The sequence below is a fragment of the Nitrosopumilus sp. genome, from assembly GCF_025699125.1.
Taxonomy (GTDB): Archaea; Thermoproteota; Nitrososphaeria; order Nitrososphaerales; family Nitrosopumilaceae; genus Nitrosopumilus.
Map to the genome: position 1 here is coordinate 19,305 of NZ_JAILWC010000005.1, position 21,402 is coordinate 40,706.

The following is a 21,402-nucleotide window of genomic DNA, read 5'->3' on the forward strand; positions in this document are numbered from 1 at the left end:
ATTTCAATTTTTTCCGAAAAAAGATTATGAGTGAAAAAATATCACTAAGGAATCGATTTATACAGACTATTTTAAGAATTGATAAAGAAATGGCATGGTATATTGATTCTCACATACACTTGTCTGATTCAACATATGCCTCAGATATTGGATTTATTTTAGAGGAAATGAAATATCTAAAAATCAAAGCATGTTGTGTTTCAATGAATGTTGAAAATTCTTTACAAACTTTAAAGTTAGCACAAAAAAGTAATCTTGTTTTACCTTTTATTGGAATTCATCCTGAATGTGCGAATGATGATCTTGAAAAAATGATTAATTTAATAGAAAATAACTTTACTCATATTTCTGGAATTGGAGAAATAGGCTTAGATCCCACTTATGTACATAGTCCTGAAGAAGAAAAAAAACAAAAACATGTTTTTGAAACTTTATTGTCAATTGCAGAAAAATTTAACAAACCTGTCTCTATTCATTCAAGAAAAAGTCTTGATGATGTTTTTGAAATAATGACATCCTTTAGCACTAAACATGCATTACTTCATTGGTTTGACGGTAGTAAAAAACAACTCAAAAAAGCAATGGATATGGGATTTTTTGTATCTTATGGGCCAGTTATGGTTTATGCAAATGATAAACAAACTTTAGTATCTGTTACAGATGAATCAAAAATTCTTGTTGAAACAGACGGTCCAGTAAAATTCTCTAGGTGTTTTGAAATGAAATCTGGGCAAGTAACTTTCATACCTAGTGTGATATTTTGTGCCTCAAAAATTCTAGGAAAAACGTTTGATGAAATGTCATTTTTATTGGAAAAAAATTCAAATTCATTCCTTGGAATATAGGTATAAAATACCCTCCATTCTTAAAACGACTATTGGATAGAATCAAACGTCTTTCATACGAGGTATTGGTAGATCATAAATCTAAATTTGGTGAAGATTTTGCCAATAATAAAAAAGCACTAGATCAAATTTCTATTATTCGTTCTAAAGGTTTGAAAAATGAAATTGCAGGTTATATTACAAAATTTATCAAAAAAGAGATCCGAGAAGAAAAATTCAAACAATCTAGAATTGAATCTTCACGTGTAGAAGAACAAGTAGATGAGGAGATTCAATCTCAAGCACCTGAAACTGTTACAGAAGTAACACCTGAAGAAAAAATAGAATAATAAATTAAGTATTAATTTTAGAATTTTTGATTAGATTCGTATGATTTCTGTAAAATTAGTTGGAGGCGCTAAAAAGTCTTTTTTGAAAGAAATTTTGGAAATTGACAAATCTGATATCTCTATTCAAGAATTATTGGAATTATTATTAGAATTAAAGCCTGTTGACTCACCAAAATTGGATATGGAGAATATTCTAATCGCAATCAATGGTGTAGATTCTTCAGCTATGAATGGAAAATCTACAATAATAAAAAATAATGATCTTGTGAGTATCATTCCAGTAATTCATGGAGGAACATCAAAAAAAATTACCTTTGAAATATTGTCAAAACAAATCCAAATAATTGAAATCAAAGGTAAATCAACCATTGATGTAAAATTCATTGATGATTTAAGAAAAAAATATCCAAAAATTCTATTTCAGGCTGTATCAAGTAATTTCATAATGAATGTCTATCATTTAAAAAAAATCTTATCCTTATCTCTTGAATCTAAAAAAAATAATATTTTACTTTCAAATAAGCTTGAAACAGATATCCTGATGCGATTTGCATTGACTAAACAAATATCTGATGCAATAATGACTGCAGGAATAAAACCCAGAACTAATTTTATTCTAATTGCTATTGGGAATAAAAAATTTTTAAATTTATTGTTTGATGATTTGTCTACACTATCGGTGAATTTATTTTCAAAAAAAAATGACTCTTTTCTCAAAAAACATTTTAAAATTACACAAAAACAAATTGATTCTGCATACTCAAAAAATCCTTTAGAAGATATTTTGGTTGAAAAAGCAGCAGTCTTACTCTGATATACTGCGTTTTGTTTTTTCTACACTTAGTATGTCTGATTTTTTCAGAATAGAAATTCCTGTTTTATTTCCCAAAATCTCAATTAAAATAATTTTGTCGGGAAATTCAAGTGATACCTTATTTTTTATTTTATTTGCAATTTTTGAAATAATTTCTTGACTGGATATGTCTGAATTTCTTTTTTCTATTGAAATTCTATATGTCTCTCCATCCAAAATCTGTTTTGAATCTTCAGAGATAATTTTTTCAATTTCTTCAATTTTTGTTTCAACAATTCTTTGAATCGGGATTACTCTTAGGCAATATCTTATACTCCATGGCTCATCAAGTAGCATCTCTTTCATTTTTCCTACAACCTCTACAGGATTTAGATTCGTTTCAGCAGTCAAAATACCTGACATATTTGTGATTGAGATTTTTGCATCAGAATCTCCGTATTCTTCTAAAATGTCTCTTAATTCATCCTCAGTTTCTGTTTCCAGATGTCTGGCACAAGTAATTATCAAATTCATACTTTTAAAATATCCTCTTTACTTAACGAGCCTTCTCGAATAATTTTGATTTTTTCATTTTCTATTTCAATTATGGTTGATTCTGCTTTACTTGTAATTGTTCCTCCGTCAACAAAAATATCATAGTTTTCTATACTTCTAAAACATTCATCTGGATTGGTAAATGATGGATGACCTGAAATATTTGCACTAGTTCCTACTAAAAATTTACATTCCTTCAAAATTTTTAATATACAATCATGTTTGGGAACTCTTATAGCTATTTTATCATTCAAACTTAATGTTTTTTTTAAATCTTCATCAATTAATTTTGAAACTATCGTAAGGGGTCCTGGCCAAAACTTTTCTACAATTTTTTCTGTGAATTTATCTAAAAATACAATTTTCTTTGCAGTCTTAATTGAATATGTTAAAACTGGTAATGATTTGGAGATATCTCTAGATTTAATATCATAAATTTTTTTTACAGCTTCATCATTATATGGATCACATCCTATACCATATACTGTATCAGTGGGGTAAACTACAATCCCTCCCCTATTGATAATCTCTAACGCTTTTCCTATTCCCTCTTGATCACATTTTACTCTCATTGTTCATTATAGTTTTTTTTGTTTAATTATCATTTACTTTTGAATACATTTTTAATAGAATGGTATTTTCATTTGTAAAGTATGTCAAATCCTTCTGATTATGAAGATACAGAATTTGAAGATGATTTTGATGATGACTTTGATGAAGTAGAAAACTAAATATTTAATCCAAAATTGTCTGCAAAATTTGTAAATGTGTTATATGCTTGAAGAAATTCTCTACCTGTTTGACTAATTCTATATTTGTTTGAACCTTGAGAATCAACTTGTTCCAAAAGTCCTTGAGATACTAAGGTTTTTAGAATTCTAGAAATTCTTGAATGAGAAATATTTGCTTTTCTAATTAGGTATGTTACTGTTGCTCCATCCTCGTCTTGTAGATCATCTCTAGTCGTTGATAGAATATCTCCAATGATTTTCATATGTGTTCTATATTCTGCCATTTACTTAATAGAATATTATTCTAATTTCTATGAGAGTTCATTGATATTTTCCAATAAACCAAAAAGATAAAAGAATTTGACAATTTTTTCATCTCTGCTTTTCTGAGCCTGTATTCAAACTATTCAAAATCATCATCAAACTTTATTCTAGTTAATGGGACTTTACTTATTGGAATGAATAATGCTACTAATCCTCCAATTTTGATTGTCATTGATGCTGTGTATAATATTGATTCAGGGAATACAAAAGAATACCATCCTAAAAATTCGCCCAATGCTAAAAGTCCTAAACCAACAGCTACTGAAATTGCCCCTTTGTTCTTATTTTCAAAATATGACAACATTGTTTCTATTGCACCATATGCTAACAAAATGAAAGACACTGATCTGAAAATATGCTCTAATTGAACTGAAGAAACTAAGAATAAAGGTAAGATTCCTACTGATCTAAAATAACTTGATTTAGGAAAAAAAGATTTTATGCTATGTGAAAGTGCAATGAAAAAATATCCTATTGTTTGAATGGCAATTCCTAAAGTTTGTACCCATCGTTCTATGGTTCCAGATTTTATAACAAAATCTTCTATAATGTAACCCATCCATATAACAAAAAATCCTAAACTAATTGACAAAAATGCAATTGATAATCTAAACAATGTAGGACTTCCAGTGTTTCTAAATCCTATAATTGACATTACTCCTATGACTAATCCTACTAAAAACCCTACAAGATTAAGGATGTTTTCTAACAAAAATTCCAATGATGTTTAGAACCTCTTTGAACTAATTATTTTAATCTGATGAATGATTTTACCATGTTGTTAATCCCATTCATCCAAAGATCCTGAAGTATGACCTTCTGTACTTCCGGTATAATCTCCAAGAATATCTGAATATTTAGATTCATTATGTGCAACAAATTTAACATATTCTCCATAACTCATATCGAAATCACATGAACCACATTTTACAACTGAAAAATCCATTGCCAATTCTGCATCTTCTTTACATTTAGGGCATTTTATCTTCATATTGGCTTTTGGTCTTTGTTAATTATTATTACTTTAGATTCAAAAAAAGATAAAAGTAGTTTATTATTGATAATTTCTATGAGTCGTATTTGTACCAAATGTAAAAACCCTATTCCTGATACTGAACAATTAGGTGTTGTTGCTGAGAAATATCCTACTTGTAACAAATGTTGGGCTGAATGGAAAGAATATCAAATAATGGTAATGAATGAGATGAAACTTGACATGTCTATGCTTGATCATAGAAAATTGTTGAAAAAACATGAAAAGATCTTTGTAGGTGTATTATCTCCTGAAGGAGAAGTTATTGATTATACAAATGAGGATAATAGGAAACCTGATGAGCCTACTAGTGCCTAAAATTTCAAGTGTTTTTTAGCATTATCTGGTATAACTATCATTACCCTTCTTTTTGCATTTTCATCCAAACCGTTGATGATTTTTTTTATGGTGTTAGCAAGAATTTCTTTCTCCTTCTCTTCTAATGTTAAAAACACTTCTAAAATTCCATCTAAATTAAAGGAGATTAATTTTTGAGGTGATTGGGAAACTTCAACAATATATGCCGTAAACAATCCTTTTCTCTGTTCTTCTGAAAACGTAGTTAAAATTTTGAGCCATGTTCTGAAAAGCTTTGAAAAATTAGGGAACGGGATTGTTGGACCTGCCTCTAACGCATTATTGATCACTTCCTTTTGGTCCAATTCGGACAATGAAAAAAATTCCATCATTCTTTTTTTAAGAATTGGATTTCTTAGAAAATCTGGAAGATTAGCTAAATTAATTATAATATTTCCAGCAAAATTTTCTCCTACCATCGATCTAATCGAATTATTACTGAATATAAAATCATGTGGTAATACTTTAGCTTAAATAAACGAAATAGAATTGCACTACATGACATCAACTGTAGTTGTTGGCGGATTTTTTGGTGATGAAGGGAAAGGAAAAATAATTTCGTATTTAGCAATCAAAGATAATCCTACAATTATAGTTCGTGGTGGTGCTGGCCCTAATGCTGGTCATACCATTAGAGACGGTGATAAAGTGTATAAAGTTAGAATGCTCCCAAGTGGTTTTTTGAATAAAAATGCCAAAGTAATGATCGGTCCAGGAGTTGTAATTAATCCCGAAGTTCTTAAAAAAGAAATTAACGATTTTGAAGTTTCAGGACGTTCATTTATTGATAAACACTGTGGAATTATTGAGGAAACTCATCTTATTAGAGATTCTAAAGGTGAATTAAAAGATAAAATTGGCAGTACTGGTTCTGGCACAGGACCTGCCAATGCTGATAGAGCCATGAGAGTTTTGAAACTTGCAAAGGATTTTGATTCACTGTCTTCTCTTATCACGGATGTTCCTCAAGAAATTAACACTGCATTAAGTAAAAATGAACATGTTTTGGTGGAAGGTACTCAAGGAACTTTTCTTTCCTTATGGCATGGAACATATCCATTTGTTACCTCAAAAGATGTTACTGCATCTGGTATTTGTGCTGATGTGGGCCTTGGACCTACAAAAGTAGATGAGGTGATTGTTGTTTTCAAATCCTATGTCACGCGTGTTGGAACTGGTCCTCTAGCAAAAGAATTGTCTTTAGATGAAGCAGAAAAAAAAGGATGGTCTGAATTTGGTACTGTCACAGGTCGTCAAAGACGTGCAGCTGATTTTGATTTTGATTTAGCTAGGCGTGCAATCATGCTTAATGGAGCGACACAAATCTCTATTACAAAATTAGATGTACTTTTTTCAGATTGTGCAGGTAAAACATCCTTTGATGACTTATCTGATGATGCAAAATCATTCATAAAAAATATTGAAAATGAATTAAACACGCCTGTAACAATTATTGGTACTGGTCCTGCAGTTAATGATGTAATTGATAGAAGAAACTAGGCTCCAAATTTTTGGATAAGTTTAATTTGATAATCTACAATAAACATCTGTGGATAAATTACAAACTACTACCATTGATAAATTCCCACGTTACATTCAAGTACATTCAACTTTAGAATTTACTAGGCTCGTTTGTGCACTTGAGCGTGCACCACGCGTATCTTTTTTACATGATCATAATGGGAAAAAAATATTATCAGTGCAGATGGATATTCTAAAAGAAAAACCAATTGTATATTATACTCCTCTAGAACATAATGGTCATTATCTTTGTTATGGATTAAAAGGTGGAAAAGAGGAATCTGCAATTGTAGATACCACTTCTGATGCAAGTAAACTTTATTCTCCTATTGTTAGAATCAAATCCCTTCCTAAAACATTACAACCAGGAAATGGCACTCTTGATAGATATCAGCCAATTGAATTGGAAGATTTGTACAGTCTAGCAAAACTTACTTGGGGTTTTGAAGAAATTCCTTTTCCCTTATTCTTATTTCCACGTAATGATAAATGGTTAATTGGAGTTTTTATGAACTTTAATGATGAAGGGACGTCATATTTTTGTCATGTGGTTTTAGACGAAGATCCGGATAAACCGTTCTTAAAATTCTCAACTACAGATGGAACATTACCATCCTTTGTGGAAAATCCTTCTGAGCATGGTTACTCTTATATTAAAATAATAAAATTAAAAGACACACATCCTTTAGTTGATTATGGTCACCTTCCAAACTAGACTTTCACAGATCTCTAAAATTAATGGAAAAGTAATCCTTGCAAATGATTATGATCACTCTGTAAAAAATCTGGAAACAAAAACTATCCAAAATATTAAACAATTACATCCTTTTCTGTGTGGCATTAAACTAAATTTTCATTTACTATTGCCACTCAGTGCTAAAGAAATTCTTAAAATCAATAATACTGCTCACAGATATGGTTTACAAACAATTGCCGACATAAAACTAAATGATATAGGAAATACAAATCGAGTTACAACAGAACATCTTTGGAATTTAGGTTTTGATGCAGTAATTGCAAATCCAATCATGGGTCTTGATAGTTTAAAAAATTTGGTTAAATTATCTCACAAAAATGGAAAAGGTGTTATTACTTTATGTCACATGAGTGCCCCAGAAGCTAGATTGTCATATGACATGGAAATCAAAATGGGTAAAAAACAACAATTATACCAATTATTTCTAAATTGGGCTTTGATTGCAAAAGTTGATGGCATTGTTGTTGGAGCAACTTTTCCAAAAATTATTCAATATTGTTCTAAAAAGGCAGGCAAAAATTTAAAGATCTTTTCTCCTGGTGTTGGAACTCAAGGTGGAAATGCAAATGAAGTAATTTCGTCTGGAACCGATTATTTGATTGTAGGTAGAACCATACTAAATTCTAAAAACCCTTTAAGTGTTGCAAAAGAATTACAATTACAAAGTTTTGGAAAGTAACATCTGAGCTCTAGTTAAAACTGTTTTTGCATTATCAAATGTTGTTTTTTCCATCGCTGTATTGTAATCCGTCCATGTATAATTTTGATGTTCATGTGAAATTTCAACTTTTTCAGTTTTTGTTTCGGCCAAGAAAAATACTACTTTTTTATGAATTAATTCTCCTTGATATTGAAAATTATATTCAATCCACTCTTCAAAATTTTCTACAAATCTGATGTCTGTTATTCCTGTTTCTTCTTTTGTTTCTCTAATTGCAGTCTGATGTGTTGTCTCATTCACTTCCATTTTTCCTTTTACAAAATCCCAATGCCCTGATGGATAATGCAATAATAAAAATAAGTTTTTTGAATCTTCTTTTCTGAATATCACGATTCCTGCTGATGTCTCTTCAATCATTTTCCTAACCTTCTTTTTCTTTCCTGGAAAGTTCTAATTGCTCTCATCAAATCAATTTTTCTAAACTCTGGCCAAAAAATATCCATAAATACTAATTCACTATATGCACTTTGCCACATTAGAAATCCACTCAATCTTTTTTCTCCTGATGTTCTCAATATCATATCTGGGGATGATTGAGGTAAATGTGACGTGTAAAGATTTGCTTCGATCTCTTTTTTATTGATGTCTTCAACATTTAATGAACCATCTTTAATTTTTTCTCCTATTTTTTTTACAGCATCTACTAATTCATATTGTCCTCCATATGCTAATGCTATGTTTAGAAAATGGTTATGGTAATTTTTTGTAGCTTCATCCAATCTTCCAAGAATTTCTTTTATTGAATCTGGTAAAAGTTCGATTCTCCCAATTCCCTTAACTCTCATTTTACATCGATGAATTCTTGGATCATTGTATAATTTTTCTAATCTCATCCGAATTAATTCATAAAGATATTCTAATTCATCATCCTTTCGATTCAGATTCTCTGCTGATAATGCATACAGTGTTACGATTTTAATATCAAATTCCTCACACCAATCTAAAAGATTTTCTACTGCATCGGCTCCTTTCCAATGACCTTTTTTTGGCATTGTTAGATGTCTTTTAGCCCATCTTCTATTTCCATCTAAAATTAATGCAACATGATTTGGAATGTCGCCATTCTGAATTTCTCTTTCTAGCCTTCTTCCATAGATTTTGTAAAGTCCAGATAATTGAAAAATCACTTCTTTTATTTTACTAATATCCGTTCACCTCTTGATTAGTATGTGATTGGAGATATCAGTGTTATTCAGAAATTTATCTTTATTCCTAAAGACTGTTATTTAGTCTGAAATCATTTCTTGATTTTTATGCTTCCTATATTTCTTGAACAAAATAGTGGCTGAAATCAATGTTGCAGCTAATCCTCCCAACAAAGGTGGAATCAAAGTAAATGAACTTTCTTCATAAATCATAACGTTAGTGAATTGTGCTACTGTTGGATATAATGAAATTAGAACTATAATTCTTAAGCTATCGCTAATTTGTCTTGGAATCCCTCCTATCCAATTACTAAGTAGTGTACCTGCAAAAATTGCTCCCATACCAATCCATAAAATTGGTAATGCTCCAACAACAAATTGTCCAATTATCATCTTGTCTGTAATTTTTGAAATTAATTGTGTATCTGCTTCAATTAATTCTGAATCCACAGAATTGATTCCGGCAGGAACCGATGAAAGTATCAATAATATTCCTGCAACCATTGTAAACATTCTGATAAAACCCATCGGAGTTGGTTTTGACCAATTTGATAATGCTCTATCTATATCAAATGCTCTGATCAAAAATGCTCCTCCTAAAATACTCACAAGTACTGCAAATATTTCTGCAGTATATCCAAATGCAGTTGCAATTCCACCAATTAACAAAAGAATTCCAGGAACTCCCAAAAAGAATTTGGAATATTTTGAATCGTAAGCAAGCATTTTTAGATATTTTCCAAAAACTGCATAGGAATATTCTACACTTCTACTTACTTTCATCACAACTCGTTGGACTGATACTACTGGTAGAACATTTTGTATTACTGGAATTACACTTTCATCATCTTCTCCGTCAGAAACTATGACTGCTCCATTTGCAGAAAAATTCTCTAAAACCTTTCTTGTCTCAGCTAATATTTTTTCATCTGCTTGAACTCCTCTATCTTTAACTCCTGCAACAGTTATTACTTCAACTTGGTATCCCTTACTGATCAAATCTTCGTATGTCTTTATTGCTGCAAAAATTGAATTTGAATCAGCATCTTCAGGATCTTCCAATGCTAATCTCTGAGCTGCCTCAATACATGCATCTCTACCTATAACCGGTGTGGTGATCCTAGCTTTTTCTCCTACATCATTATCTCTATCAATGCAAATAACAAGTAATCTATTGGCTGCTGACGCATTAACATCTTTTTCCACCTTGTCAGATTGCTGAGACATTCTATTTCTATTAGCGAATTACTTTTTAATGATTTCCAACCACTCTGATTAGTAAAATTGGGTTTTGAGCCTAATTCGGTCTTTGCTCTTCGGAATTTCTTGCATAATCTAGAGATTCTTTTTTCAATGATTCTATTTTTTCTATGACTTCATCTATTTCCGCATCTGTGCTTCCTTTTTCAATTAAATTGGCTAACACCTTGGTTTCACCAATATACGAATTGAATTTTTTCATTGCGTTCATGTAGCTAATGTAGCTATCTTGCCATATTTCTGGAGGTTTTGATGTTACAAATTCACTAATTTGAGATGTTACTTGTGATGAAGTAACTTCTGCTACTACAATATAGTCTCGTGGAGAAATTTCACCATTACGGAGGTCTTGATATTCAATTTCTATTGATTCTTGTAGTACTTCATGGATATTCTTTACACCATCAAGATACCCCTCATAATCAGATACTACAAAAGTTGTTTCATCCTCTGGCGGAACTAACCACAACAAAAAACTGGCACCAGTAATTGCAGCTAAAATTATGACCGTTATTACAATCCCTTTTTTTGATGCCATTTTGTAATTTTATGGTCAGGGTGTTTATAATTGGTAATAATTCAAAAAATTATAATTTACATACAAACATTTGAAAAAAAAATACTATTGTACTGAATTTCGCAGATTTTTTTTATAAATTGGTTATATTAAATGGATTTTTTAATAATTTTTACTTTTTACAGCCTAAAAAAATTACGTCTATCCAGTCTATAGTTAAATAAATTTCACAGCCTCTTCCTAAATACCCGTAAGATTGACAAATTTTAGAATGGTTCAAGCATATTGCGTAAAATGCAGAGCAAAAAGGGATATCAAAGATCCCAAAGAAACTAAACTAAAGAATGGACGTCCAGCTGTAAAAGGCACGTGTCCTACTTGTGGAACTAATGTATTCCGTATTGGTGCAATGCCAAAAGAATAACTTCTAACAAAAGTCCACTCGAATTCTCTTTTTCAAAACCCATATAGGGTCTAGTGTGCATTATCATTTATTGACTAAAGCAGAATATGAAAAACTACTCAAACGTATTCAGGACAAACTAGGTGATAATAATGAAGATTCTTCGACTAGGTTTGAACTTCCTATTGTAGATGTAATGTGGGAAGGACAAAAAACTTTTCTTCGTAATTTTTCCGAATTTCCAAAGGTTCTTCGGAGAGATCCTGATAAAGTTCTCCAATATCTCTCAAAAGAATTTGCAGTTCCTGCTGAAAGACTTGGTGATAAAGCAATGTTTGTAGGACGACGAGCTCCTGATGATTTTACAAGATTATTTCAAATTTATGTTAAAGATTACCTTGAATGTCCCACATGTAAAAGTCCAGATACTAAAATCCTTAAAGAAAATCGCATCTCATTTTTAATTTGTGAAGCATGTGGTGCAAAGTCTACTTTGAAGGGTAAATATGCGTAATGCAGTTCTCAGTACGTGTAACTGAGTATCAAAAAAATATGATGCTCAATATCTGTGATGCTGAATTGTTAGGGAAAAAAATTATTCAGGATGAATTAAACATCCATATCAGTGAAAGCTATTATGGTCAACGATTTGTTGAGAAAGATGAAGCAATTAATTTGCTAAAACAATCTTCAATCATAAACATGGTCGGAAAAGAAACAATTTCATTGTCTATTGATCTTGGAGTAGGTTCTGAAAATGGAGTTAAAACAATTTCTGGTGTTCCATTTCTGATCGTTTTTAATATGTAATGTTCTGATAGATTTGATTTTTGATTCTTGTTTATTTTTTTACAAAGGAAATCTCTTTTATCTAGTATTTTCAACAACACTCATTGCCTAATGATATGAATTCTGATGATATAATGTCTGATGATTTACTTTTTGATGATTTGAGTAGAAAGATAGAATCTAAGGTTGATAAAAAATTAATTTTTAAATCTAAACGAGGAGGTCTGAAGGACGGATTCAAAAAAGGTAAAGTGATCAATGAAGTTTTGGATAAACCAACTGTCATGACTCTTTACAAAATGATTACGGATCATGTTATTGCATATGTCAATGGAGCTATAAGTGCTGGAAAAGAATCAGTTCTTTTTTGGGGTGTTGATGAAAATGATGTTAATGTAGCGTTAAAAATTTATTTGGTTAGTACATCAAATTTTAAAAAACGTGAACCATACATACTTGGTGATCCAAGATTTTCTCATATCAAAAAAGGTACAAAAAATTTAGTTTATCTGTGGGCAAAAAAGGAATTTCGTAACTTATCTCAATGCTATGAGGCTGGAATTCCAGTTCCGAGACCGCTTTACCTTGTAAAAAATATCCTAATGATGGAATTTATAGGTAAAGATGGTGCCCCATCCAAATTATTATTATATTCAGAAGTTGATGAAGATGATTATCATAAAGCAATTTGTATCATTAAGGATCTTTACAATAAAGCAAAATTGGTTCATGGTGATTTTTCAGAATATAATATTTTTAAAACAGAAAATGGATTGGTAGTTTTTGATCTGGGTTCTGGAGTTGATCTTAGACATCCAAATGCACAAGAATTTCTTAAAAGAGATATTAATAACATTACAAAATTCTTCCATAAAAGAGGAATTTCTGTTGAAGATCCAATTAAATTATTTGAGGAAATTGTACAATGAGTTTTGAAAAATTAATTCGTATTCCAAATGATAGAATTGCTGTTTTAATTGGAAAATCGGGTAATGTGAAATCAAAAATTGAATCTATATGTCATGTTTCTTTAGACATTGATGGTGAAACTGGTGAAGTTTTTATTAAATCTCAAGGTGATGTAGAAAAAATTCAACCATTCAAAGCAATGGAAATTGTTACAGCTATTGGTAGAGGTTTTTCACCAGAAAATGCTATGACTTTATTGCAAGGTGAAAATGCATTGCATGTAATTGATCTTAGAGAATTTGCTGGAAAATCTAATGCCAATGTTGAAAGGATAAAAGGGAGGATCATTGGAGAAGGTGGTAGAGCTAGACGAAATATGGAAAATCTTAGTGGTACTCATATCTCAGTTTATGGAAAAACTGTTTCAATTATTGGTGATTCAAGTAAATTACGATTAGCTGTAGATGCAATATCTTCTATTTCAAGTGGAAGTATGCATGGAGCAGTTTATACAAAATTAGAAGCTGCAAATCGAAGAGACAAACAAGAAAAAATGAAATTATGGGAAGATCAAGATGTCTTTGATTAAAGAAAAATTTAACCAAATTTCACCTAGTGAATTCTTTTACAGTAACCGTGATTTAGCTGGATTTAGCAATCCTACGCGCTCTCTTTACACTGCAGTAAGAGAATTTGTTGAAAATGCATTAGATGCATGTGATCAAAAAGGAATCCTCCCAGATGTTCATTTAATTATCAAGGCTGTAGATCCTGAAAAATCTGATCCAAAACCATACATTTTGACTGTAAAAGATAACGGGCCTGGAATAGATCCTGAACACATTCCACTTGCATTTGGTACTGTATTGTATGGTTCCAAATTTGGACTTAAACAGGCAAGAGGTATGTTTGGACTTGGTGCAACTATGGCAATTCTGTATGGACAAATTACAACTAACAAACCTGTTACTGTGAAAAGTTCTGTAGATGGAAACACTCAAGATGAATTTGAATTATTATTGGATATTCAAAAAAACAAACCTGTGATTGTAAAGCACACTACAAAAGAAGTTTCAAAGAAAGGTCTTTCAGTGAGTATTTGTTTAGAAGGTGATTATTCTAAAGCAGGAAACAAAATCAGAGACTATGTTTATGAAACTTCTTTGATTACTCCTTATGCATCAATAACTTTTGATGATCCTAAAGGAGAAAAATTCTCTCATCCACGATTTGTAAAAGACATACCTCCACCTCCAACAATAATTAGACCTCATCCTCATGGAATTGATGTAGAAAGAATAAGAAGAATGATTGTTGAATCTCAATTTGAAATTCCAAATATTGATGATGCAATGATTGAAAAAGTACGAAAAGATCTCGGTTTATCGATGAAAAATCTTAGCTTTACTGCAATTATGGACAAGGCAAAGAAAAAATGGAAAACTTTGTCACGTCAAGTTAGAGTAGTTATTGCTTTGATGTCATTTCTAAAAATGGATTTTGAAAAACTAAACAAAATAAAAATTGAAGATATTGATATGCCTAACAAAAAATTATTTTATTGGGATTTTGGTGATTCACAATCAAAATCTGTAGACATGGATCCTGAAAGTTCCTATTTCAAACAATTAACTAATACTGTTCAAGGCGAACCTTTGACTACGTTTTTGACTAAAAGATTTCAAAGAATAGGTCCTACTACTGCACTCAAATTTGCAGAATTTGCTGGATTCAAACCTGAAAAACGAATGGGTACTATGACAAATCAAGAATTAGTTAACCTGAGTGACTCTCTTCAAAAATTTGACGATTTTCTTGCACCTGATCCAAGCTGTCTTGCCCCTTTAGGAGAAGGACCTCTAGAGAAAGGAATACAGAAATTTTTTAATCCTGACTTTGCTGCTGTAGTTCAACGTCCTGCATCTGCATATTCTGGATTTCCTTTCATAATTGAGATGGGAATTGCCTATGGTGGTGATATTAAAACTGGTGGGCCACATGTTTACAGATATGCAAATAGAATTCCATTGCTCTATGATGAAGGTAGTGATGTAGTACTCAAAGTTGTTAATGACACTGATTGGGGTAGATACAAGGTTAAAGGCGATCCTCCATTCATAATCGTGTCTCATATTTGCTCTACTAGAATTCCATACAAGACTGCAGGAAAAGAAAACGTTGCTGATAGACCTGAAATAGAAAGAGAGCTCAGATTGGGATTACAATACCTGTCCAGAAAATTAGCTGCATACATGTCTAAAAGAGGACAAGCTGATATGGCAAAAAAGCGAGCAAATCTTTATGCAAAATACATTCCTTTAATTGCAACTTTTGCCACAGAACTAGCAGGGAAGAAAAAAGAACCTAATTTTAAAAAAATATTAGAAAATGAAAATATTGAATCTAAAAAAACAGTAGATGAGGAAAATGAAGTTGAAAACCAATAAAGAAAAAAATAAGATAAAAGATAGGAGTAAAAAAGCTGATGAAAAACAAAAGAATATTCTTGAGATGCTTAAAAGTCATGGTGCCAAAATATATGATGATCTAGAAAATGGACAATTTCCAAAATTCTCCATTCCAAGTAGATCTGTGAGCAACATTGTTTATGATAAAAATCTGAGACAATACATTTTGGGAAATAATTCTGCAATTAGAAGTTCCAGAAATTCTTCTCAATTAAGATCTTTTACACAATTGATGTGGCTTGCATTCTTTGCAAATAGATTAACTCAAGAAAAAAAATCATCTACTTTGAGAGATGTTTATTATTCATCACAAGCATTTGCAATTGAATTTGAAGATCAATCAGAATCGGATAATATTATAGTAGATTTGGAAGCAGTCACCTCAAAACCTAGAGAAGATTTTCACATATTCCCTGAAGAGAGAAGCTCTATTTTTGGTGATTTGAATATTGAATATACAATTCCTGGATATGAAGGAAAAACCATGAACTTATCAAATCATCCTGATGGTTATTCTATTGGTCCAAGTTTGACAACTGCAGAATTAGTTGATACAAGTGCTGAAATTGTAATTGCTATTGAAAAAGGTGGTCTTTTTACAAGATTTGTTGAAGAACAAATTGATAAAAAATTCAAATCTATTATTATCAATACAGGCGGTCAAGCCCCTCGTTCAACTAGAACTTTACTAAAAAGACTTCATGAAGAGATGAGCTTACCTGTAATTGTTCTTACAGATGGAGATGTGTATGGAGAACATATTGCTATGGTTATAAAATCTGGTTCTGCAAATGCAGCACATCTAAGAGAGCTTACAGTTCCTGATGCAAAATGGGTGGGAGTATGGGCTACTGATATTGAAAAATATAAACTCCCTACGATTCCTATGACTGAATCTGACATAAAACGATGTTATGATTTACAAAAAGATCCTAGATATCAAGATGGCATTTGGAAAAAAGAGCTTGATGTATTTTTAAGACTGAAAAGAAAAGCAGAATTAGAGGCTTTCTCAAAATACGGTCTTACAAATATTACTGAAAAATATCTTCCACAAAAATTAGAACTAGCAAAAAGTCTTTAATTATTTTATTCTAAGTGTTAAGACGCCGTTTCTATATTTGAAATCAAATATCTGCATCTCATTTGCACCTTCTATTGGAACCTCCTTTGAAAATCCTGCAGTTCCACGAATGTATAAAATTCCATCAACTAATCTGACTGCAATTTTGTCTTCAGGACCTGGAACTTCAGCTACAAAAACAAATTCTCCTTCACCTTTGATCAAATCGTAAACCCAATTCTTTGTTTCTTGTTCTCTTGCTTGAGTGTATAGTGGCTTTTGATCTTTTGTCATTTTCTTCAAGACTCTAACCCAATAAAACATCGTTAAAGCTGCTGCACCAATCAAAATAAAACTCACAAACCCTGAATCAGCTCTTTGTGTCATGATGTAGATTATTCCTAAAAACAGAATTACGATAATTGGTATCACAAAATTTAATGACTGTTCATTTGAATATGCTCCCTTATAACTTGCCAAACAGTAAAAATTTGGGTTTGCCAAATATAAAGTATCTTTGGTTTTTGACCATTATGTCCTTTATTATATTTCGATTATTCTATTTGTCAATGATGCCAATATATCTAGATGAAATGCTATCACCAAGATGTCACTCAAACTGTTTTAGAGGATATCAAGTCAGATGTCATCCAAAAAGACTTTGAGACAAAACTCCGAAAAGTACTCTTACTATCATCTCTAATCCTAAAAAAGACTGATTTATCTGAAAAGGTTAAGCGAAATGCCATAAAAATTCTTAATGATGCTAAAAAGGAAAATACCCTTCAGTAAAACATCTTGTGGTCGTTGCCGCCTCTACATTATGCTTTACAAGTATTAAAACTAGAGATCCAGCTACCGAAAATCGATTGCAGATACAAGAGTTACTGAGGTGACCATCAGAAATAAGTGCAAAAGTCTTAAAAGCACTATTTCAATTGAAATTATTTTTGAATATCATAGTGTGTAACTTCTTTTTTATCTTGAATCTGCTCCTGATAATCTATTGCTATTATGCAATCATATGTGTGATATTTTTGTTTTGTATGATGTATCTAAATTAATTTTATTCTAACATGCTGATATTTTAAAGATGTGTGTATGTGTTTATAACTATACTCCATTGTAAAAATAAAAATAATTTATTCAAACAATTTCTACACTCCAATATTATTATTGTATGGATGTTTATACTTGAGATGGTAATACTTGGTAAATTAAATAATATTGTATGATTCACATTAGAGCTTATTTTCAATACGTTTGTTGACAAAATATTAACTATCACTTTTTTCAAATAACCTCAATGACTAATGAAGATATGGTAAAAAATTTGGCAGATAATTTTCAAAATAAAGGGTTAGAAATACTATATGCAATGTGCAATGGATATAATGAACCTGCAGATGTCCAAGGTGTCAAACCTGATATAATAGGATGGGATTCTGAACAGGAAATCTATCATTTGGGAATTGTTGCAGACTCTGAGACTATCACATTTGATTCTACTAAAGAAAAAATGGAAATTTTGGCAAAGATGATGATGGGTGTTGGAACATCAGAAGGAAAGCATCTGCCCTTTTATGTTGGAGTTACAAAAGATGCAAGTGATATTGCCGATAAAAAACTACAAGAAACCAACTTGTTATCTCAAGGAAATATACAAAAAATTCTAGTTTGAGCGGATATGTCTTCAATAATTTTCAGAGAACCATCAATTAGTGATGCTGATTCTATCTGGAATTTGGTAAAAAATAACAAACCCCTTGATGAGAATTCCAAATATCTTTATGTCTTACTTTGCCATCAATTCTCAAAAACATGTGTAGTGGCAGAATCTGGTTCTGATATTATCGGCTTTCTTTCGGGATTCATCTCTCCTAAAAGTCCAGACACTCTTTTTGTATGGCAGGCAGCTGTATCTAATGCATTTAGAAATAAAGGGATAGCCAAGGAACTTGTGTTAAAGGCACTATCTCAAACAGATCCTGATGTTAGATTTGTTGAGGCTACTGTTACTCCCTCTAACAAAGCATCTTTGAAATTTTTGCAAAATATAGCTACTCAACTTGATGGTGATTTTAAAAAGACACCTATGTTCTCAACCAAAATTCTGGGGGATGATCATGAACCAGAAGATCTTATTAGAATTGGACCTATTCAAAAAAATCTTTTGGAGGTAACAGCATGAAACAAATTAATGCACTAGAATCACAGGTAAGATCATATTGCCGAAAATATCCTGTGATGTTTGAAAAAGCAAAAGGTCCATTCCTAATTGATAAAGATGGAAAAAAATATTTTGATTTTCTTTGTGGTGCAGGTTCATTAAATTATGGACATAATAATTCTATTATGAAAAAAGAAATCATTAATTATCTAAATGATGATGGAATTACACATAGTTTAGATCTTGCAACAAAATCAAAAGAAGAATTTTTGAATTCATTTTCAAAACATATTTTGGCTCCTAGAAATCTAAACTACAAGATACAATTTACCGGACCTACTGGTACCAATGCAGTAGAAGCCGCATTAAAGATTGCAAGAAAGGTAACTGGTAGAACAAAAATTATTTCATTTACAAATGGTTTTCATGGTGTTACATTAGGTTCAGTAGCCGCTACAGGAAATAGTTTTCATAGAGGTGGTGCTGGAACTTCATTAAATGATGTTATCTTTATGCCATATGATGGTTATATGGGAAAGAAAATAAACACAATTGATTATCTACGACGTGTCTTAGAGGATAACAGTAGTGGAATTGATCTTCCAGCTGCTGTAATTTTAGAAACCATTCAAGGCGAAGGTGGAATAAACATAGCAAGCTCAAAATGGCTTCAATCATTGCAGGACTTATGTCATGAATTTGGAATATTGATGATTGTAGATGACATTCAGGTAGGATGTGGTCGTACAGGTACTTTTTTCAGTTTTGAGAATGTAGGAATCGAACCTGATTTGGTTGTAATGTCCAAATCTCTTAGTGGATTTGGATTACCTTTCTCTTTGCTTTTACTAAAACCTGATCTTGACAAGTGGAAACCAGGAGAGCATAATGGAACGTTTAGAGGAAATAATTTGGCTTTTCTTACTGCCAAGACCGCGATTGATTATTTTTGGACTACTCAGGAATTGGAAGCAGAAATTACCCTCAAATCAAATATTCTGAAAGAGAGATTAGAAAAAATGGCTAAAGAAAACATATCGTCAGATATTGAAGTACGTGGAAAAGGAATGGTCTATGGAATTGATTGTATTCTTGAAGATTTGGCCAGTGCCATTCAACACAGATGCTTTGAAAATGGGTTAATTCTTGAAACATGTGGATCCGATGATCATGTAGTAAAACTTCTTCCTGCTTTGACAATTTCTGACGATGAATTAAGAGAGGGTTTGGATATACTGGAGAAAAGTATCAAGCAAGTAATGAACCAATCTGACTTTCAAAAAAAACTTGAGGCTGAAATTGTTGAGAAATGATAGTACGAAATACTGAATTACTTCGTGGTACAAACCGACAAGTTAATTCAAAAAATTGGTCTAGCACAAGACTTCTTTTAAAAGATGATGACATGGGTTTCTCGTTTCATGAAACAATCCTTTATCCTAACACTGAAACTAAAATTTGGTACAAAAATCATCTTGAAGCCGTATATTGTATAGAAGGAGTTGGTGAGGTAGAAGAAGCTGATGGATTAAAACACAGTATTCGTCCTGGAATAATCTATGCGTTGGATAAACATGATAAACATATTCTTAGAGCATTTTCAAAAATGAGAATGATATGTGTATTTAATCCTGCACTTGTCGGACCTGAAACACATGATCCAGAAGGAGTATATCCATTATTAACAACAGGAGAAAAAAATGTCTCAAAGTAAATCTCAATTTGATTTTTATCCAACAAGAATGAACTCTGAATCAAAAATTATTCCACGAACTGATCCTGTTGTGTATTCTGATTCATATGATGATCTTTCTAAAGAACAAGTAGAATTTTTTGAGAACAATGGATATTTGATATTTGATGATTTGTTTTCTTCTGATGAGGTCAACAAACTTTTCGAAGAATTAAAATCTCTTTCTCGTGATGAAACAAAAAAGAAATTACCTCAATTCATCTTAGAAGAAACTCATAGAGACGTGCGTTCTATTTTTGAAATTCATAAAATCAGTAAAATTTATGGTAATCTTTGTAAAGACAAGAGAGTTTTAAAAAAAGTACAACAACTCCTTGGAAGCAAAGTATACATTCACCAATCACGAGTAAATCTAAAACCCGGATTTGATGGTAAAGAATTCTATTGGCATTCGGATTTTGAGACTTGGCATTCTGAGGATGGGATGCCTAACATGCATGCAGTATCATGTTCAATTAGTCTTACAAAAAACTATGAGTTTAATGGACCCTTGATGGTTATTCCTGGTTCTCACAAAGAATTTGTTTCATGCAGTGGGAAAACCCCTGATGAACACTACAAACAATCTCTAAAAAGACAAGAGATAGGCACACCTGATAAAGAAATCTTGGAACAAATGGTTGAAAAAAGTAAAATTGTATCGGCAAAGGGCAATGCAGGGTCTGTCATCATTTTTGATTGTAATATAATGCATGGTTCTAATGGAAACATCACTCCTTATCCTAGAAGTAATGCCTTCTTTGTTTACAACAGCATCCACAACAAACTAGTTGAACCATTTTGTGGATTGAATCCTAGACCTGATTATATTGCAGACAGAGAATTCTCGCCTCTTGAATCTGTAGAAAGTTTTCTTTGATTTGTTAGTTTCATGATTTTCTATTATTCAGAATCATATTTGCAATAATCGCTTTAGTTATCTACAAAAATATTTTATAAAAAACAATTCTATGATACAA

Annotated in this window: 31 protein-coding genes; 20 read left to right on the top strand and 11 right to left on the bottom strand. The window is 31.5% G+C overall.

All coding sequences use genetic code 11. The features are described 5' to 3' along the window. Positions 1-89 precede the first annotated feature (89 nt). The 3 genes from K5783_RS10900 to cgi121 are packed head-to-tail and all read left to right on the top strand — an operon-like array spanning position 90 to position 1,988. On the top strand, positions 90-845 hold the full coding sequence (locus tag K5783_RS10900) for a TatD family hydrolase (RefSeq protein WP_297474327.1): 756 nt from the start codon (positions 90-92) through the stop codon (positions 843-845). A 32-nt stretch (positions 846-877) separates the two neighbouring features. Further along, a complete protein-coding gene (locus K5783_RS10905; RefSeq protein ID WP_297474328.1) occupies positions 878-1,174 on the top strand; it encodes a hypothetical protein in 297 nt (98 codons plus the stop codon). Between the two features lie 40 nt (positions 1,175-1,214). Next, positions 1,215-1,988 (top strand): KEOPS complex subunit Cgi121, encoded by a 774-nt coding sequence (gene cgi121, locus K5783_RS10910; RefSeq protein ID WP_297474330.1) that lies wholly within the window; start codon positions 1,215-1,217, stop codon positions 1,986-1,988. Here cgi121 and K5783_RS10915 read toward each other — a convergent pair. The 5 genes from K5783_RS10915 to K5783_RS10935 all read right to left on the bottom strand — a co-directional run bounded on the left by K5783_RS10915 (position 1,980) and on the right by K5783_RS10935 (position 4,568). Beyond that, on the bottom strand, positions 1,980-2,501 hold the full coding sequence (locus tag K5783_RS10915; RefSeq protein ID WP_109876953.1) for a THUMP domain-containing protein: 522 nt from the start codon (positions 2,499-2,501) through the stop codon (positions 1,980-1,982). The genes cgi121 and K5783_RS10915 overlap by 9 nt on opposite strands. Next, positions 2,498-3,094 carry an L-threonylcarbamoyladenylate synthase gene (locus tag K5783_RS10920; protein WP_297474331.1) on the bottom strand — a complete coding sequence of 199 codons (597 nt, stop codon included), beginning with the start codon at positions 3,092-3,094 and terminating at the stop codon, positions 2,498-2,500. Before K5783_RS10920 ends, K5783_RS10915 begins: the two co-directional genes overlap by 4 nt. 155 nt (positions 3,095-3,249) lie before the next feature. Then, positions 3,250-3,537 (bottom strand): winged helix-turn-helix domain-containing protein, encoded by a 288-nt coding sequence (locus K5783_RS10925; RefSeq protein ID WP_179371377.1) that lies wholly within the window; start codon positions 3,535-3,537, stop codon positions 3,250-3,252. A 119-nt stretch (positions 3,538-3,656) separates the two neighbouring features. Continuing rightward, positions 3,657-4,298 (bottom strand): hypothetical protein, encoded by a 642-nt coding sequence (locus K5783_RS10930; RefSeq protein ID WP_297474332.1) that lies wholly within the window; start codon positions 4,296-4,298, stop codon positions 3,657-3,659. Positions 4,299-4,358: 60 nt separating this feature from the next. Next, on the bottom strand, positions 4,359-4,568 hold the full coding sequence (locus tag K5783_RS10935; protein WP_109876949.1) for a hypothetical protein: 210 nt from the start codon (positions 4,566-4,568) through the stop codon (positions 4,359-4,361). Positions 4,569-4,646: 78 nt separating this feature from the next. On the opposite strand from K5783_RS10935, the gene K5783_RS10940 reads away from it, so the two are divergent. Next, positions 4,647-4,928 carry a Fe(2+)-trafficking protein gene (locus K5783_RS10940; RefSeq protein WP_297474333.1) on the top strand — a complete coding sequence of 94 codons (282 nt, stop codon included), beginning with the start codon at positions 4,647-4,649 and terminating at the stop codon, positions 4,926-4,928. Here the strand turns inward: K5783_RS10940 and K5783_RS10945 are convergent. Further along, complete coding sequence (locus K5783_RS10945) at positions 4,925-5,386, bottom strand: hypothetical protein (protein ID WP_297474334.1); 462 nt, start codon at positions 5,384-5,386, stop codon at positions 4,925-4,927. The genes K5783_RS10940 and K5783_RS10945 overlap by 4 nt on opposite strands. A gap of 79 nt (positions 5,387-5,465) precedes the next feature. On the opposite strand from K5783_RS10945, the gene K5783_RS10950 reads away from it, so the two are divergent. The 3 genes from K5783_RS10950 to K5783_RS10960 are packed head-to-tail and all read left to right on the top strand — an operon-like array spanning position 5,466 to position 7,924. Then, complete coding sequence (locus K5783_RS10950) at positions 5,466-6,467, top strand: adenylosuccinate synthetase (protein ID WP_297474335.1); 1,002 nt, start codon at positions 5,466-5,468, stop codon at positions 6,465-6,467. Between the two features lie 49 nt (positions 6,468-6,516). Then, a complete protein-coding gene (locus K5783_RS10955) occupies positions 6,517-7,203 on the top strand; it encodes a hypothetical protein (RefSeq protein WP_109876945.1) in 687 nt (228 codons plus the stop codon). Continuing rightward, on the top strand, positions 7,184-7,924 hold the full coding sequence (locus K5783_RS10960; RefSeq protein ID WP_297474336.1) for an orotidine 5'-phosphate decarboxylase: 741 nt from the start codon (positions 7,184-7,186) through the stop codon (positions 7,922-7,924). The genes K5783_RS10955 and K5783_RS10960 overlap by 20 nt, the downstream gene beginning before the upstream one ends. Here the strand turns inward: K5783_RS10960 and K5783_RS10965 are convergent. From K5783_RS10965 to K5783_RS10980, 4 genes are all read right to left on the bottom strand, one after another. Next, positions 7,904-8,323, bottom strand: a complete 420-nt coding sequence (locus K5783_RS10965) for an NUDIX domain-containing protein (protein ID WP_297474337.1) — start codon at positions 8,321-8,323, stop codon at positions 7,904-7,906. The two genes, K5783_RS10960 and K5783_RS10965, sit on opposite strands and share 21 nt — an antisense overlap. Then, complete coding sequence (gene uppS / locus K5783_RS10970) at positions 8,320-9,063, bottom strand: polyprenyl diphosphate synthase (RefSeq protein ID WP_109877021.1); 744 nt, start codon at positions 9,061-9,063, stop codon at positions 8,320-8,322. The genes K5783_RS10965 and uppS overlap by 4 nt, the downstream gene beginning before the upstream one ends. A 129-nt stretch (positions 9,064-9,192) precedes the next feature. Next, positions 9,193-10,338, bottom strand: a complete 1,146-nt coding sequence (locus K5783_RS10975; protein WP_297474339.1) for a DUF373 family protein — start codon at positions 10,336-10,338, stop codon at positions 9,193-9,195. A 70-nt stretch (positions 10,339-10,408) separates the two neighbouring features. Further along, entirely contained in the window at positions 10,409-10,909 is a 501-nt protein-coding gene (locus K5783_RS10980; RefSeq protein ID WP_297474340.1) for a hypothetical protein, read from the bottom strand. 250 nt (positions 10,910-11,159) lie between these two features. Between K5783_RS10980 and K5783_RS10985 the strand changes: the two genes are divergently transcribed. From K5783_RS10985 to K5783_RS11015, 7 genes are all read left to right on the top strand, one after another. Next, complete coding sequence (locus tag K5783_RS10985; protein WP_048115260.1) at positions 11,160-11,312, top strand: DUF5679 domain-containing protein; 153 nt, start codon at positions 11,160-11,162, stop codon at positions 11,310-11,312. 70 nt (positions 11,313-11,382) lie between these two features. Next, positions 11,383-11,805: a translation initiation factor IF-2 subunit beta gene (locus K5783_RS10990; protein WP_109876941.1), complete on the top strand. Its 423-nt coding sequence runs from the start codon at positions 11,383-11,385 to the stop codon at positions 11,803-11,805. Next, a complete protein-coding gene (locus tag K5783_RS10995) occupies positions 11,805-12,101 on the top strand; it encodes a DUF424 domain-containing protein (protein ID WP_297474341.1) in 297 nt (98 codons plus the stop codon). The genes K5783_RS10990 and K5783_RS10995 overlap by 1 nt, the downstream gene beginning before the upstream one ends. Positions 12,102-12,196: 95 nt before the next feature. Continuing rightward, on the top strand, positions 12,197-13,009 hold the full coding sequence (locus K5783_RS11000; RefSeq protein ID WP_297474342.1) for a serine protein kinase RIO: 813 nt from the start codon (positions 12,197-12,199) through the stop codon (positions 13,007-13,009). After that, entirely contained in the window at positions 13,006-13,578 is a 573-nt protein-coding gene (locus tag K5783_RS11005; protein WP_109876939.1) for a pre-rRNA-processing protein PNO1, read from the top strand. The genes K5783_RS11000 and K5783_RS11005 overlap by 4 nt, the downstream gene beginning before the upstream one ends. Continuing rightward, positions 13,565-15,436 (top strand): DNA topoisomerase VI subunit B, encoded by a 1,872-nt coding sequence (locus K5783_RS11010; protein WP_297474344.1) that lies wholly within the window; start codon positions 13,565-13,567, stop codon positions 15,434-15,436. The genes K5783_RS11005 and K5783_RS11010 overlap by 14 nt, the downstream gene beginning before the upstream one ends. Further along, the gene (locus tag K5783_RS11015; protein ID WP_297474345.1) at positions 15,417-16,541 is read left to right on the top strand and encodes a DNA topoisomerase IV subunit A; all 1,125 of its coding nucleotides are present in this window, start codon (positions 15,417-15,419) and stop codon (positions 16,539-16,541) included. Before K5783_RS11010 ends, K5783_RS11015 begins: the two co-directional genes overlap by 20 nt. Here the strand turns inward: K5783_RS11015 and K5783_RS11020 are convergent, their stop codons facing one another. Next, positions 16,542-17,000 carry an Hsp20/alpha crystallin family protein gene (locus tag K5783_RS11020; protein ID WP_109877019.1) on the bottom strand — a complete coding sequence of 153 codons (459 nt, stop codon included), beginning with the start codon at positions 16,998-17,000 and terminating at the stop codon, positions 16,542-16,544. 108 nt (positions 17,001-17,108) lie between these two features. On the opposite strand from K5783_RS11020, the gene K5783_RS11025 reads away from it, so the two are divergent. From K5783_RS11025 to thpD, 6 genes are all read left to right on the top strand, one after another. Next, positions 17,109-17,312 (top strand): hypothetical protein, encoded by a 204-nt coding sequence (locus tag K5783_RS11025; protein WP_297474346.1) that lies wholly within the window; start codon positions 17,109-17,111, stop codon positions 17,310-17,312. 514 nt (positions 17,313-17,826) lie between these two features. Next, a complete protein-coding gene (locus K5783_RS11030; RefSeq protein ID WP_278974227.1) occupies positions 17,827-18,201 on the top strand; it encodes a hypothetical protein in 375 nt (124 codons plus the stop codon). A 6-nt stretch (positions 18,202-18,207) separates the two neighbouring features. Beyond that, positions 18,208-18,711: a diaminobutyrate acetyltransferase gene (ectA, locus tag K5783_RS11035; RefSeq protein WP_297474347.1), complete on the top strand. Its 504-nt coding sequence runs from the start codon at positions 18,208-18,210 to the stop codon at positions 18,709-18,711. After that, positions 18,708-20,003 (top strand): diaminobutyrate--2-oxoglutarate transaminase, encoded by a 1,296-nt coding sequence (ectB, locus tag K5783_RS11040; protein ID WP_297474348.1) that lies wholly within the window; start codon positions 18,708-18,710, stop codon positions 20,001-20,003. The genes ectA and ectB overlap by 4 nt, the downstream gene beginning before the upstream one ends. After that, positions 20,000-20,404 carry an ectoine synthase gene (locus K5783_RS11045; protein WP_297474350.1) on the top strand — a complete coding sequence of 135 codons (405 nt, stop codon included), beginning with the start codon at positions 20,000-20,002 and terminating at the stop codon, positions 20,402-20,404. The genes ectB and K5783_RS11045 overlap by 4 nt, the downstream gene beginning before the upstream one ends. After that, a complete protein-coding gene (gene thpD, locus K5783_RS11050; RefSeq protein WP_297474351.1) occupies positions 20,391-21,302 on the top strand; it encodes an ectoine hydroxylase in 912 nt (303 codons plus the stop codon). Before K5783_RS11045 ends, thpD begins: the two co-directional genes overlap by 14 nt. The last annotated feature ends 100 nt before the right edge of the window (positions 21,303-21,402 follow it).